Here is a 13,704-nt window from a genome sequence, read left to right as displayed (position 1 = left end):
TATTGAAGGAAAAGGAAGCTTGTTCCGATTGGAAAAGCCTAGTTTTAAAATAGAGAAAATGTCCAATAACGAAGCATGGGGACGGTTCTCTTGCTTCGGAAGCAAGAGAACCGTCCCCATGCATATAATTACAATTCTTCACCATTTGTTGTGATGACATTTTTGTACCAATCGAATGATTTTTTCTTCTTTCTTTCCATTGTACCATTGCCATAATCATCTTGGTCGACGTAAATGAATCCATATCGTTTAGACATTTCTGAGGTACTCGCACTGATTAAATCAATACAGCCCCAGCTGGTGTAACCCATCACTTCTACTCCGTCTTTGATGGCTTCTCCCATTTGGTCAATGTGGGCGCGCAGGTAATCAATTCGATAATCATCGTTGATCGAGCCATCCTCCTCCACTTTATCGTAGGCTCCTAAACCATTCTCCACGATAAATAAAGGTACTTGATAACGGTCGTACATTTTCTTCAACGAAATCCTTAAGCCCTTAGGATCGATTTGCCAGCCCCAATCAGATGCTTCTAAATAAGGGTTTTTAATCCCATTGAAGAAGTTTCCTTTTTCCTTTAAACGATCAGGATTACCACTTGCCACCATCGTCATATAGTAGCTAAATGACAAGAAGTCTACCGGATGCTGTAACAAAATTTCTTCATCACCAGGCAGCATATCAATTTTGATATTATTTTTTTCAAAATAGCTTAACATATAGCTTGGATAATATCCGCGTACTTGAACGTCCGTGAAGAATAGATTCTTTTGATCTTCTTCTAATGCCGCTAAAATATCATCTGGACTGCATGTTTCTGGATATACCTCCATACGAGCCAGCATACAGCCGATCATGGCTCCTGGAATGATTTCGTGACATGCTTTTACCGCTCGTGCACTTGCAACAAATTGATGATGGAGCGCTTGATAAACTGCTTGTTCCTTATGCTCGACACGGTCAACAAGAATCCCGCTGCCGATATATGGAGAGAAGGTGGATACATTTATCTCATTAAATGTTAACCAGTATTTTACTTTCCCTTTATAACGATTAAATACCGTTTCCGCATAATGAACAAAGTAATCGACTAGGCGACGGTCAGTCCAGCCATTATATTTTTGTACCAAGTGAAGCGGCATTTCATAGTGTGATAGAGTGACCAAAGGCTCAATGCCATACTTTAATAGTTCATCAAACACTTGATCATAGAAAGCTAGTCCTTCTTCATTAGCTACTAACTCGTCACCGTTTGGAAAAATACGCGGCCATGAGATTGACATGCGGAAAGTTTTAAAGCCCATTTCAGCAAACAGTGCAATGTCTTCTTTATAACGGTGATAAAAGTCAATTCCACGGCGCTTAGGGAAATTGCCTCCCTCTTTGGCCGCTAATAAGTTCTCCAGTTCTTCTTCACTTCTGACATCCATCTCGATGTCGTTTTTTCGTTCCTCTTTAGGGATAAAGGTAACCATATCAAAAATGGACAATCCCTTACCGCCTTCATTATAGGCACCTTCTAATTGGTTAGCTGCGGTTGCACCGCCCCATAAAAAACCTTCTGGAAAACGTCTATGTGTCATTAGAATACCTCCTATTATTGAATCAATAAGATATCAGCTATAAGATAAGCATACTATCATTAGACAAAAAAAACTGGTCTATTTAAGACCAGTTGAAGACTAGCTGAAGTTGGATACCGAAAAGCGATGATAACGGTCGATTAATACATCGAACAATCGCAAAAGGGTGAAACTGCTGACACCGCTATTCTCAATTTTGCCGCATTGCAAAATATCATGGAATATTTCCAATTTATAAAGGTCACTAGAAAAAGTAATAAGTAATTTCTTACCTTTAGCGGTTTTGAGTTTTTCCATGATTGGAAAATGATAGGAAAGGATATTCCCCTGAATGGAAATCGTTATGATCATGTCTTCATCTGATAGATCAGATAATGCATCAATTTGTTTAAAAAGATTAGTATCACATTCGCAGAGCTTTCCAAAGAGAAATAATTTCTTTTGTAATTCCATTGCTTGAATTTGATTCTTTTCAAAACCTAAGATAACAATTCTTCTCGATTGGTGAATTTGGTTTACGATTCGATCAATATTTAGTATTGGGATATTTTCGATCATTTCAATATTCTCATTCAATTGTTTTAAAAACATCTGGGTACTTAACTCTGTTTCTGCTTTTTCATACAAATTTACTCCCATTGGAATGGACACACTATTTCTTAGGTTTGAAAAGTTTTTAAAACCTATTCTTTTACAAAAACGATTAATAGTAGAAGGAGCCACATTACAAGCCTCAGCAACGGTATCTAACGAAAAACTCTCTATCCTATTTATATGTTCCAAAAGACTTTTCGCTATGTAATAATTTATATCCTTATTAAGAGAATTATTTATATAAGCCAAAAGTGTATAAATCAGCTGCTCCAATTTCCCCACCTCAACTTAAAATTCTATCACACTTCACTAAACAACAAAAAGTGCCTTTCCCCCACCGGGTAAGGCACTTTTTGACACGGGGACGGTTCTCTTGCTTCCGAAGCAGCAGAACCGTCCCCATGCTTCTTTAACCAAAAACTGTTAATAATGTTTCTTTTTGTTCAATTGATTCTTTTTCTGTGGGGTTAATTTCTGCATAATCTGCGCTGTTTGTGATGATTACAGGTGTTGTCACTTCACAACCGGCTGCTTTGATTTTAGCGATGTCAAATTCGACTAATAAATCTCCTGCTTTTACTGTATCACCTTGTTGAATGTGTGCGATAAAATGTTCTCCCTCTAATTTAACTGTATCCATTCCAACATGGATAAGGATTTCTACACCGTTATCGGATGTAATACCAACGGCATGTTTGGTTTTAAATAATGTCGTTACTACACCGTTTACAGGGGCAACTACTTTTCCTTCTGATGGCTCAATTGCTACGCCTTTTCCCATTACTTCACTTGAGAAGGCTGCGTCCTCTACTTGATTTAATGGAATTATTTTTCCTTTTAAAGGGCTTACAACTTCCTGTGTACGATTTTTATCAAATACTTTTCTAGTTTTTGTTTCATCTGCTTTTGTTTCTTTGCTTGCAGGATCTTTGAAACCGAATAGATAAGTTAAAACAAACGCTACTACAAAGCCTGCAACTAAGGCGATGATTGCTCCATAGAAAGACATATCTAGTGATGAACCTGGTTTGATGAAGGCAGGGAAAACGAAAATGCCCATCCCACCAAACATCCATAATTTACCCGCAGTAGCAGCAATAATACCACCGCCGACTGCACCACCAATACAGCTCATAATAAATGGTTTCTTAAGCGGTAATGTTACACCGTAAATAGCTGGTTCCGTCACACCAAAAATACCTGAAATGAAAGCTGGAAAACTTAGTGATTTCAATCCTTTGTTTTTTGTCTTTAACATAACCGCTAAAACTGCACCAATTTGTGCGAAACAAACCATTACTGTTGTTGCTAGAACCGGGTCGTAATGTAAAGTTGTTAAGTTGTTAATGGCGATCGGAACAAGTCCCCAGTGAAGTCCAAAGATAACGAATATTTGCCAAAAACCTCCGATTATTAAACCAGCTATAACAGGGCTTAACTTATAAATCCATAATGTCGCTGCACCAAGAAGACTACCTGCCCATGTAGCAACTGGACCAATTACTAAGAATGTTAATGGAACCATAACAATAATAGTTAAAAATGGAACGACGAAAGTTTTTACAACATCTGGAACGATTTTTTTGAAACCTTTTTCTACTTTTGCTGCAAATAACGTTGAAAGAAGAATCGGAATAACGGATGAAGCATAACTCATCATAATTACTGGAATACCTAAGAATGTAATGTGAATATCAGATTGGAATAACGTTCCTTGAAACAGTGTATAAAGTGGTTTCCCTGATGATAACGTTGACAAAGTTGGATGCACCAAAGCCGCGGCGATTGCCATTCCGATAAAAGGTGTTCCACCGAATTTTTTCATTGCTGTGTAGCCTAGAAAGATAGGTAAGAAATTGAATAAGCCGTCTCCTGCGATATTCAGTAGGTTATAAGTTCCTGAAGTGGCCTCTACCCAATGTAAAGCAAGTATTAGTGCAGCAAAACCTTTAATCATACCGGTTGCGGCAAGAACGCCTAAAATGGGAGTAAATACTCCTGAAATCATATCTATAAATCTAGCAAATAATCCTGCTTTGTTAGCTTCTTCAGAACCAGTATCAGCTGTGCTACTAATATTTGCTACTTGTAAGAATGTTGCATAGACATCAGGTACATGATTACCAATAACCACCTGATATTGCCCGCCGCTTTGCATGACGGTCACAACACCCTCTAAATTTTTAATCTCTTCTGTTTTGGCAAGTTTCTCGTCCTTCAACTTAAATCGAAGTCTTGTCACACAGTGGAAAACACTATTGATATTATCTTTTCCTCCGACTAACTCTAAAATGTTCCTCGTTAAGCCTGTGTAATCCTTTTTAGCCATAAAAAACACCTCCAAAATGTATAAAGCCAAAGTTTGTATCCGTTTCCATTCTAAAAAACAAAAAACCTAAATTACTCAGAATATAAGAACATAGCATTCTCATACTTTGATTAATTTAGGTTTTGCCTGCCGGACCAGTAACAATCCTAATAGATTTATTTGATTGATTATGCTTTCATTCTATCAGGTTCAGCAAGATTGTCAACGCTTTCATTGTATTTTTTTGATGAATTTGTACTGGTAATATATACCTAGTTTAAACACCTAGCTATATATTAAACATTTTAATGATGTATCTTTTTGAAATATTTATAAATCCTCTCTAACTTCTTCCATTGGTTTCCTTTTGGACTTTCCATATTCCCAAACTCAAAAAATTTCACTTTCTTGATTCCCACGAAGTTAAATAAGGCTCTCTTCATTAAAATTTTATGAGCATTATGTAACCAGAGCAATGGATAGTAAGCAGGTCCCTTCATGGTTGATATACAAACCACGGACTTTCCTTTTAAAAGCCCTTCTGGGAAAAGTCCTTTCTTGTCTTTATACGCAAAATTAGATGCAAATAGTTGATCTATATATCCCATAAGCATGGATGGAGGTCTCCCCCACCAAATTGGGTAGATAAAAACAATCTTGTCAGCCCATATAATTTGGTTTCTATATTTTTCGGTACTCGGGTCGATATGCATGTCTCGTCTGCGTTTTCGTTCGTTAAAGACTAAGAGTGGATTAAAATTCTCTTCATATAAATCTAGGACTTGCAGCTCCTTGATATGAGAATTTTCCTTACTGCCTAACAGCACTTTTTGTAAAAATTCATAATTTAGACTTTGATGATTTGGATAGGTGTAAATTATCAGCAGTTTCATTATCGCACCCCTTACTTATCAATTGATAACTAAATAATAACATTCTTTCACTTACTTATCAAATGATAATTGTATTTAGATAACTTTTTTGTTATCTTGACTTTAAGAGGTGAGAAAAATGGACAAAAATGCTCTTTTTTATAAACTTGTGTCGTTTACAGCTTCGGTTCATCGTGTGACCACTGAATTGACCAAAGATGTAAAGTCAGATTTAATCTCACAGGTTCAATATAATATTCTTGAATATATTGCGGTTAGTCAGCCCGTGACACCAAGCGAAGTCAGCGAATGCCAGAATATATCTATGCCAAACACAAGTCGTGAGCTTAGGAAATTAATGGAAAAAGGATTAATTGAAAAGTTTACTGATACAGAAGATCGACGAAAGCAATATATTCGTCTCTCGCTTAATGGAAAAAAAATGATGGACGAGACCTTTGCATCTATCGAATCTCGTTTTTTTAATCGAATGGAACATGCTTCGAAAGAGGATTTAGAGGAAATTGAACGTGCCCTCGAAATCCTTCAGGCAAAAGTATTTTATCAATAAGATTAATACGGGAAGAATGCTCCCTCAATCAATTATGCTTTTAAAAGAGGGAGCTCCCATACATATAAGAAGGATTAGATATTTTTTTTATTTAGCACACATATAAATATAAAAGTGTATTTTAGTACAAGGTTAAAGAGGTGGGTTATATGGGCACAGACCCATTTACTAAAACTGTATTCGAAGCTTTTGTAGAGGCACTGATTCCAACTACTCTACCGTTTGCTCAAAAACTTTGTCACGCACAATACGTTGGTGCATCTGATTTACTCATCCATGAATACATCATCTGGACACTAGACCATTCGATTTCCCTCATAAAAAATACAAACTACTCATTATCAAGACAAACAGCTGAACTGCTTGAATTAGCAGCCCATCAACTAGTATTAAACAGCAGGAATACCCAGACCCATACCTTCTATAAAATTCCTAATAACATACTTTTCTCAGCACTAACACCAAAAGACCGTTTACGCTCGGTAACTCTTTTAGAACAACTTACAATCAATCCTGCTTCCTTACCCTATCCTTTTAACCAGAACCCTCGTTTTGTACTGCCTGTCATTGATGTTATAAACAGGCTTGCTATGTTTGGTTTCTACTCGGAATGGTCTGGATATGGGACAACACGTTTGAACCCGCCTAACAATCGTCATGTAGAATCTTTTCCCGTAAGCTGGATCCAAGTTAAATATCCCGGCCCTTCTAAAGGGTATCATGCGTGGCGGGGTTACCTAGTCGATAGGTTTATAGAATAGGAGGCACTAAGCATGTGTCTTGATGCTGATGTCATTGTTATTGGAGCCGGCGGCGGCGGCGCGGTCATCGCCAAAGAGCTTGGTGAAAAAGGAATATCTGTCTTACTATTGGAAGCTGGGCCTTGGTACGGCAATCAAAAATGGCCTGAACCTAACAAGCATCCTGGAGCCCTATCCAGCTCGAGTGAAACCGATTTAAGTAAAAAGATTTTAGACAAATGTTTTACCGATTATGAAGCAGACATGAACGATTTGGTATCGGGAAAATTTCGCTGGGGACCAGCCGACAGGGATCAAAAACCGTGGTTTCGGGGATTCCAGCAAAAGGGATTTATCTGGCAGAATTCTGGAGTAGGCGGCACAACCCTCCAATATCTTGCAAACTCACCACGAGCCTATCCGATGGCAGTCGATGATGTTTGGCCTATCTCCTATCGTGAAATGATTCCCTACTATGAAAAAGTCGAAGCTACTCTTCCTGTGAAACCAGCACCGATGACCGCAAAAGAGGAGTTATTTTTTTATGGAGCGAAAAAAGCAGGGTGGTCACTATTAATAACCAATAATGTTACAACTCCAGGATACCGTCCGCAGCCCAATGCCATTCTTCAGCCTGACCCTCAAATCAATCATCCTGGATTTGATTTTAATGAGCCTCATTTAGGATGCACCCTCAGAGGGCATTGTATAAATGGTTGTAAAATGGGACCCTCCATTGAAACTGTAGCGAAACGATCAACATTAGTTAGTTATATACCATTGGCTCTAAAGACAGGAAATGTCGTAATTCAACCAAACACGTTTGTGACTAAGATTTTAACTGATGATGATTCCACTAGAGGACTTTCAGCGATCGGAGTACAGGTTAGAAACACTTGGACAGCTGAAACAGATGAATTAAGAGCAAAGGTTATCGTAATGTCAGCTGGTGTGATTGAAACACCTCGACTTTGGCTGAATTCGAAACTACCAGATAATCCTTGGGTGGGAAGAGGATTAACCAACCACTGGTTTGATTGTATTACAGGTATATTTGATGAGAGGGTCTTAACGAACATCTTGGGAATTTCAGAGGGATTACCGTACATAGGACAAACCTCTGGGGCAAGATTTGACTACCCTGGTCTTGGAATGCTATTAGCTTTCGGAACCAGCCCTGGTGCTTACTCTACTTTATTATACGGATCGAGCCAATCGGGTTATGCCCTTTTTAATGCTCCCTCGCCAACGGTATTAGAAGGAGTAATAACAGGTTCAATGCTAAAAAAAGTCATGTCCGACTATCCAAGGACTTTAAGTATTGCCGTTATTATTGATGACGAGGTGAATCAAAGGAATGGAATTTCGTTAGATCCCGTTCGAATGGATGATCATGGACATGTTCCAATCCTTAATTATCAACCTAGTAAAAACGACATTCCTAAAAGAGAATACTTAACTAGAATTGGTGCAGATATTTTAAAAAAGGCGGGTGCAAAACAGATCATTCGTACAAACATGCCGCCCGGTGTGTTTATTCATATTCACAGTACCATGCGAATTGGTTATGTCACGGACACAAATTGCGAGGCACTTCAGGTAAAAAGGTTATTCATCGCAGATAACAGCGTACTTTACAATAGCCTTGGCGGGCCTAATCCAACTCTTACCACCCAAGCACTCGCAACACGTACAGCAGAAAAAATCTCAGAAATATATTTTTAGTGTGTAATATTAATTCTACAGTAAAAGAGAGGCAGCGAAGTATGACGCTGCCCCCCTTTTGATGAATGCGAATAAAAACATTTAATAAAACAAATCGATGAAATCCTTATTTTTCTATTAACTTAAGGATTTCCTCCTTTGTTGGAAGGGAGGAAATCGCCCCTTTTCCTGTGGTCGTAAGAGCCCCGCTTGCATTTGAAAACGCAAGGATTTCTTGATGATACTCCTCGAGAACTTCTTCAAGATTCTGTTGTCTAACATTTTTTTCTAAAAGCTTATATAAAAAACCGCCAATGAAAGCATCGCCTGCCCCGGTAGTATCCTGCACATCCACTACATATCCGCTTGATTGATATCGTTGGTCTTTTACAAACAGTTCTGCCCCTTGGGAGCCTTTTGTAAAAATAACCGCTCTAACATCCCCAACAAATAAAGACTGAATGGCTGAATGTACCTCATGAATCCCAGTAATAAATTCCAGCTCTTCATCCGATATTTTCACAAGGTGTGCCTTTGGAAGAAATTCTATGATCGTTCTTCTGCACTCTTCAGGATGTTTCCACAGAGGAAGACGCACATTTGGATCAAAGCTGATAATACTGCCATTATCCTTTGCTGCAGAAATGGCCTTTTCATGAGCATGCTTCATCGGACTTTCCACTAAATCTACTGAACAGAAATGAAGAATATCTCCCTCACCAAACCAATGATCCTCTATTTCATTTTCATGCAATAAAAGGTCAGAAGAAGGATTACGATAAAATGAAAAGTCCCTCTCTCCGTCAGCACGTAACGATACGAAGGCAAGCCCTGTTTTTGCATCACTGGTTCTTGAGATTTTATCCGTCATAACACCTGCCTGCTGAAGTTGCTCTAAAAGAAAGTCACCAAACGCATCATTGCCTAACTTGGTAATCATCGATGCCCTTCCCCCGTATTTCGCCACAGCTGCAGCAACATTTGCAGGTGCCCCGCCTGGAGCTCGTTCAAACTCTAATACATCCTTTAGGGCTTTACCCTTTTGGAGGGGAATAAAATCGATAAGTACCTCACCGATCGAATACATAGTTTTCATCATATACACCTCATGCTCTTACTAAATGTCCCATTTGCTTGCTTGAAAGTATGCTCTTCCGCCTTCCGCAAAAAAGCGAATTTCATTGCTGTCTGTTTTCGGAAAAATTCTGCTTGTAAAAACCTCTTCGCCATCATTTATAAAGATTTCAACAGAAGAAATGTCCACAAAAAGGTGAAACTTTATTTTAACCCCATCCACAGAACACTCCCTCACTGTTCCATACTCTTCTCCAACCGGTTCTCCTGAGAAAGTACGATCTAAGATGACCTTCTTCTGAACCGTATCATATTTAAGAATCGTTTTTTCCTTATCTCCAGCTCTAAATTCTATCCCAAATTGAGCGGCATCAAAATTCTCAAATTCACAGAGCATCTCGTAAGTGGTTCCTGTTAGATTATTAAACTTCTTTGTTTCATGTAACAAGACATCACTTATTTCGTACTTCTGTTTACGGAGAACTTGGAGCTCTTGTACTGGCTTTTGGATGAGTTTATCATCCTTAATAGATAGCTCTCTAGGTAATGTTAAGCAGTGGGCCCAACCATTTCTATCAGTCGGATACTCCATCTCGGGAAGCCCCATCCATCCTATTAAAATCCGGCGGCCATCTGGCGACAGCATTGTTTGAGGTGCATAAAAATCAAAACCTCTATCCAATTCTTGAAAAGACCCGTGTGTCAGGGTTCGATTACTTACATCCATTGGTTCACCAAGAATATACCCAGATTGGTAGATATTTTGAAACTGCTCTCCATCTGGTGAAATTCCCTGTGGTGAAAAAATTAACATCCCTTTGTCTTGAAGTTCAAGGTAATCCGGGCATTCCCACATATATCCGAATAAAGACAGATTGGTTTTCAATTCACCTTTAAATTCCCAATGAAGCATATCTAATGAACGATACAGAACAACACAGCCTGTCTCATTTTCTCGCTGCGCACCTATAACAGCATAGAATTCATTTCCTGCTTTCCAAACTTTAGGGTCACGGAAGTGGTCCGTATAGCCATTCGGTACGTGATTAATCACAGGCTGTTCTAATTTTTCCATTCTTCCGGATGGATCCATAATCGCTAGGCATTGATAAGGATGCCGGACCCAGTTCTCATCACGGGTATTACCTGTATATAGTAAATACAATTTTCCGTCATGCTCGATCGCACTTCCCGAATAAGCCCCATGGCTATCGTAAGCATTTGAGGGTTCAATGCCGATTCCGACATTTTCCCAATGAACCAAATCCTTTGATTTCGTGTGATACCAATATTTTAGTCCGTGCACGGGTCCTAACGGAAACCACTGGTAAAAGAGGTGATATTCCCCATTAAAAAATGAAAAACCATTCGGGTCATTCAATAAACCAGTTTCAGGCTGTATATGAAAGGTTTGGCGCCACTCGCAGCCCCCAACGTCTGATTGCAGTTTCAACAGTTCGTCCTTGCCCGCTTCTTCAATTCGACGATAACGCTTTTCTTTTGTCCAGATCATGTTTGTCAAACTCCTTAAGAAAGAAAGGAGAATCACTTGATTCCCCTGTTGTTATTAATTATGCGGCTTGTTTTTCATTAACCGCCGTACTTTTTCTTGAATCACGCTTAGCTAACACAAAAGTAACTATGAATGCCACTACAATTGATATAGCCATTCCAATGACATAAGTTAGAATGGAACCTGGCTTGATTGAAATGATTCCTGGCAGGCCGGCTGCTCCTAATGCAACAGCTTTTACCTTAAAGAAGGTAATAAACCCAGATGCAACACCAGATCCAATGATCGCACCTATAAACGGATATTTCAGCTTTAAATTAATACCGAACATCGCTGGCTCTGTAATTCCTAATAGGGCAGAAATACCGGAAGCAGAAGCAAGACTCTTTAGCTTTTTATCTTTCGTCACAAGCAAAACAGCAAGAGTTGCTGCCCCTTGAGCGACGTTTGACATAGCTGCTATTGGGAATAGGAACGAACCACCTGTTTTTGCAATATCAGAGATTAGTTGTGTTTCTACTGCAACAAAGCTTTGATGCATACCTGTTATTACGATTGGGGCATAGAATAACCCTAAAAGGGCGCCGCCAATAAATCCAGTTGTATCATATAACCAAACAAGACCATCTGTAAAAAGGTTACCAGCCGTTCTCATAAAAGGACCTACAAGGGTAAAAGTTAACACGCTCGTAACCAAGATTGATAATAGTGGTGTTAATAAATTATCCAACGCTGATGGAATGAACTTACGTAAACTGATTTCAATTTTTGCAAGAATAAAAGAAGAAGCCAAGACGGGCAACACGGTTCCTTGATATCCTACTTTTTCAATATCCAAACCGAGTATGTGCCAAACAGGTACTTTGTGATCGACTAAAGCTGCTCCGTAGTTATAGGCATTTAATAGATCTGGATGAACCATAATCATACCTAGGGCAGCCCCTAAGTAGGCATTTCCTCCAAATCTTTTGGTTGCCGAAAACCCTATTAATACCGGCAAAAATACAAAGGCCGCATTTGCAAACGTATTAATCATTGCAGCTAAGTCAGCAATCCCAGGATTCGCATCGATCAATGATTTCCCATCAATGAATAAATCTTTTGCCGTTAATAAGTTATTCAGCCCCATTAATAGACCGCCAGCAACGATGGCTGGAATAATAGGAACAAAGATATCAGAAAGCAATTTAACTAACTGTAATAGAGGATTCTGTTTTTTCGCTCCAGCATTTTTCACCTCACTGGTTGACATCTCGTTAATTCCTGCAAGGCTTACAAGCGGTTTATATACTTCATTAACAATTCCAGAACCTAAGATGATTTGAAATTGCCCAGCTGTAGAAAAGGTCCCTTTTACTGTATCAATAGCTTCTAAGGCAGCTTGGTTCACTTTTTCTTCATCATGTAAAACTAAACGCAGACGGGTAGCACAATGTGCTGCAGCAGAGACATTTTCTTTACCGCCAATGGCATCCAAAATCGCTTGTGCAACTTCTTTGTGATTCATGATTCATTCTCCTTTATTATGGGTTTCTTTCGTAAATATCTCTATAGAACCGGTTCCAAAAAGAATTAAAAATAAAAACCACAGACTTTGTGGAACCGGTTCTATTTTTAATGTTTGAAAAACGGTTCTTTATGGAACCGATTCCAAACACATTATAATTTACGACTTAATAAGTTGTCAACGCTTTCCCGTTCAATTATTTTATGTTTTGATAAAAGAAGAGGGGCTAAGTCTTCACTGTTAACTAGTTTAACCATACTTTGAGCGGCCATTTGACCTGCCTCTTTATAAAAAAACTGGACAGTTGTTAAGCCAGGATGAATAATCTCTGTTACATCGTATCCTCCGAAGCCTGTAATGGACAAGTCTTCCGGTACTCTAATCCCTTTTAAATGAGCTGCCTTCATAGCACCTAGTGCGATGTTGTCTGTTGCACAAACTAGGATAGAAGGATGGAACTCATCAATAATATTCGGAACTTTGTTAATTGCCTCAGCCATTTTAAAGCTAGTCTCATAATATTTTACTTCACAGTCCCCTGCTTCTTGAACGGCCATTTTAAATCCTTTTTTCCGATTGACACCGACAGCAATATCCTTTTCTGTTACTCCTAAAAAGGCTATTTTTCTGTGTCCTTTGGCCATTACATACTTGCCTATATCATAACCTGCTTCAAAATCATTGTGAATGACACTATAAACTTCATGATGCCGCTGACCAACAAGTAGAATGGGGATTTGCAGCTGCTGAAATGCTTCAATGTGTGTATTGGTAATTTGTGTTGCAAGCAGGATTATTCCTGCAACCTTTTGCCTGGCCATGGTGTAAATATTTTCGATTTCACGTTCTAGATCTTGGCTGGTGTTTGATATTAACATTTGGTAATTAAGTTCCCTAAGTTGTTCATCTATTCCTATTAACGTTTGCGAAGTAGCATATGAATCGAGCCGAGGTACGATTGTGCCAATTATATTTGGTTTCTTTGCCTTTAAACTTCGGGCAAATGTATTGGGAATGTAACCTGTCTCATTTATTACTCTTTCAATCTTTTTCTTTGTTAATTCACCGACAGACCCGCCATTTAAATACCTGGAAACAGTACTCTTGGCAACACCAGATAATCGGGCAATGTCTGCAATAGTTGTCATAATTTCAACCCCATTTTTTCATATAGAAAAATTGTATTTTTTATTTTTATCGTTTTTCCAAGTTTATTTCTTTCATGGTAATTATTTTAG

At 38.7% G+C, this 13,704-nt stretch carries 11 protein-coding genes; 3 read left to right on the top strand and 8 right to left on the bottom strand.

What is annotated here, in order from left to right:
* Positions 1–128 precede the first annotated feature (128 nt).
* The 4 genes from CVD27_RS13545 to CVD27_RS13530 all read right to left on the bottom strand — a co-directional run bounded on the left by CVD27_RS13545 (position 129) and on the right by CVD27_RS13530 (position 5,378).
* Positions 129–1,583 (bottom strand): glycoside hydrolase family 1 protein, encoded by a 1,455-nt coding sequence (locus CVD27_RS13545; RefSeq protein WP_101648441.1) that lies wholly within the window; start codon positions 1,581–1,583, stop codon positions 129–131.
* Positions 1,584–1,682: 99 nt separating this feature from the next.
* Complete coding sequence (locus CVD27_RS13540; RefSeq protein WP_180960275.1) at positions 1,683–2,450, bottom strand: MurR/RpiR family transcriptional regulator; 768 nt, start codon at positions 2,448–2,450, stop codon at positions 1,683–1,685.
* A 136-nt stretch (positions 2,451–2,586) separates the two neighbouring features.
* Complete coding sequence (locus CVD27_RS13535) at positions 2,587–4,506, bottom strand: beta-glucoside-specific PTS transporter subunit IIABC (protein WP_101648439.1); 1,920 nt, start codon at positions 4,504–4,506, stop codon at positions 2,587–2,589.
* Between the two features lie 284 nt (positions 4,507–4,790).
* Complete coding sequence (locus CVD27_RS13530; protein ID WP_101648438.1) at positions 4,791–5,378, bottom strand: NAD(P)H-dependent oxidoreductase; 588 nt, start codon at positions 5,376–5,378, stop codon at positions 4,791–4,793.
* A 118-nt stretch (positions 5,379–5,496) separates the two neighbouring features.
* Between CVD27_RS13530 and CVD27_RS13525 the strand changes: the two genes are divergently transcribed.
* The 3 genes from CVD27_RS13525 to CVD27_RS13515 all read left to right on the top strand — a co-directional run bounded on the left by CVD27_RS13525 (position 5,497) and on the right by CVD27_RS13515 (position 8,393).
* Positions 5,497–5,928, top strand: a complete 432-nt coding sequence (locus CVD27_RS13525) for a MarR family winged helix-turn-helix transcriptional regulator (protein ID WP_101648437.1) — start codon at positions 5,497–5,499, stop codon at positions 5,926–5,928.
* Positions 5,929–6,077: 149 nt separating this feature from the next.
* Positions 6,078–6,689 carry a hypothetical protein gene (locus CVD27_RS13520; protein WP_101648436.1) on the top strand — a complete coding sequence of 204 codons (612 nt, stop codon included), beginning with the start codon at positions 6,078–6,080 and terminating at the stop codon, positions 6,687–6,689.
* A gap of 12 nt (positions 6,690–6,701) precedes the next feature.
* Positions 6,702–8,393, top strand: a complete 1,692-nt coding sequence (locus CVD27_RS13515) for a GMC family oxidoreductase N-terminal domain-containing protein (RefSeq protein ID WP_101648435.1) — start codon at positions 6,702–6,704, stop codon at positions 8,391–8,393.
* 106 nt (positions 8,394–8,499) lie between these two features.
* Here CVD27_RS13515 and CVD27_RS13510 read toward each other — a convergent pair whose 3' ends face one another.
* The 4 genes from CVD27_RS13510 to CVD27_RS13495 all read right to left on the bottom strand — a co-directional run bounded on the left by CVD27_RS13510 (position 8,500) and on the right by CVD27_RS13495 (position 13,614).
* A complete protein-coding gene (locus tag CVD27_RS13510) occupies positions 8,500–9,468 on the bottom strand; it encodes a carbohydrate kinase family protein (RefSeq protein ID WP_101648434.1) in 969 nt (322 codons plus the stop codon).
* A gap of 21 nt (positions 9,469–9,489) precedes the next feature.
* On the bottom strand, positions 9,490–10,959 hold the full coding sequence (locus CVD27_RS13505) for a glycoside hydrolase family 32 protein (RefSeq protein WP_101648433.1): 1,470 nt from the start codon (positions 10,957–10,959) through the stop codon (positions 9,490–9,492).
* 58 nt (positions 10,960–11,017) lie between these two features.
* Entirely contained in the window at positions 11,018–12,466 is a 1,449-nt protein-coding gene (locus CVD27_RS13500; RefSeq protein WP_101648432.1) for a sucrose-specific PTS transporter subunit IIBC, read from the bottom strand.
* Between the two features lie 152 nt (positions 12,467–12,618).
* Positions 12,619–13,614, bottom strand: coding sequence for a LacI family DNA-binding transcriptional regulator (locus CVD27_RS13495; RefSeq protein WP_101648431.1), 996 nt, complete (start codon positions 13,612–13,614; stop codon positions 12,619–12,621).
* Positions 13,615–13,704 lie beyond the last annotated feature (90 nt).

Origin of the sequence: Neobacillus cucumis, assembly GCF_002860255.1 — a bacterium.
Taxonomy (GTDB): domain Bacteria; phylum Bacillota; class Bacilli; order Bacillales; family Cytobacillaceae; genus Neobacillus; species Neobacillus cucumis_A.
Note: the sequence above shows the minus strand (reverse complement) of the source record. Positions and strands in the feature narration are given on the sequence as shown.

Bases quoted from the DNA above. Each gene is read 5' to 3' on its own strand.
- CVD27_RS13545 (WP_101648441.1), bottom strand. From the start codon at position 1,583: ATGACACATAGACGTTTTCCAGAAGGTTTTTTATGGGGCGGTGCAACC.
- CVD27_RS13535 (WP_101648439.1), bottom strand. From the start codon at position 4,506: ATGGCTAAAAAGGATTACACAGGCTTAACGAGGAACATTTTAGAGTTA.
- CVD27_RS13530 (WP_101648438.1), bottom strand. From the start codon at position 5,378: ATGAAACTGCTGATAATTTACACCTATCCAAATCATCAAAGTCTAAAT.
- CVD27_RS13525 (WP_101648437.1), top strand. From the start codon at position 5,497: ATGGACAAAAATGCTCTTTTTTATAAACTTGTGTCGTTTACAGCTTCG.
- CVD27_RS13520 (WP_101648436.1), top strand. From the start codon at position 6,078: ATGGGCACAGACCCATTTACTAAAACTGTATTCGAAGCTTTTGTAGAG.
- CVD27_RS13515 (WP_101648435.1), top strand. From the start codon at position 6,702: ATGTGTCTTGATGCTGATGTCATTGTTATTGGAGCCGGCGGCGGCGGC.
- CVD27_RS13510 (WP_101648434.1), bottom strand. From the start codon at position 9,468: ATGAAAACTATGTATTCGATCGGTGAGGTACTTATCGATTTTATTCCC.
- CVD27_RS13505 (WP_101648433.1), bottom strand. From the start codon at position 10,959: ATGATCTGGACAAAAGAAAAGCGTTATCGTCGAATTGAAGAAGCGGGC.
- CVD27_RS13500 (WP_101648432.1), bottom strand. From the start codon at position 12,466: ATGAATCACAAAGAAGTTGCACAAGCGATTTTGGATGCCATTGGCGGT.
- CVD27_RS13495 (WP_101648431.1), bottom strand. From the start codon at position 13,614: ATGACAACTATTGCAGACATTGCCCGATTATCTGGTGTTGCCAAGAGT.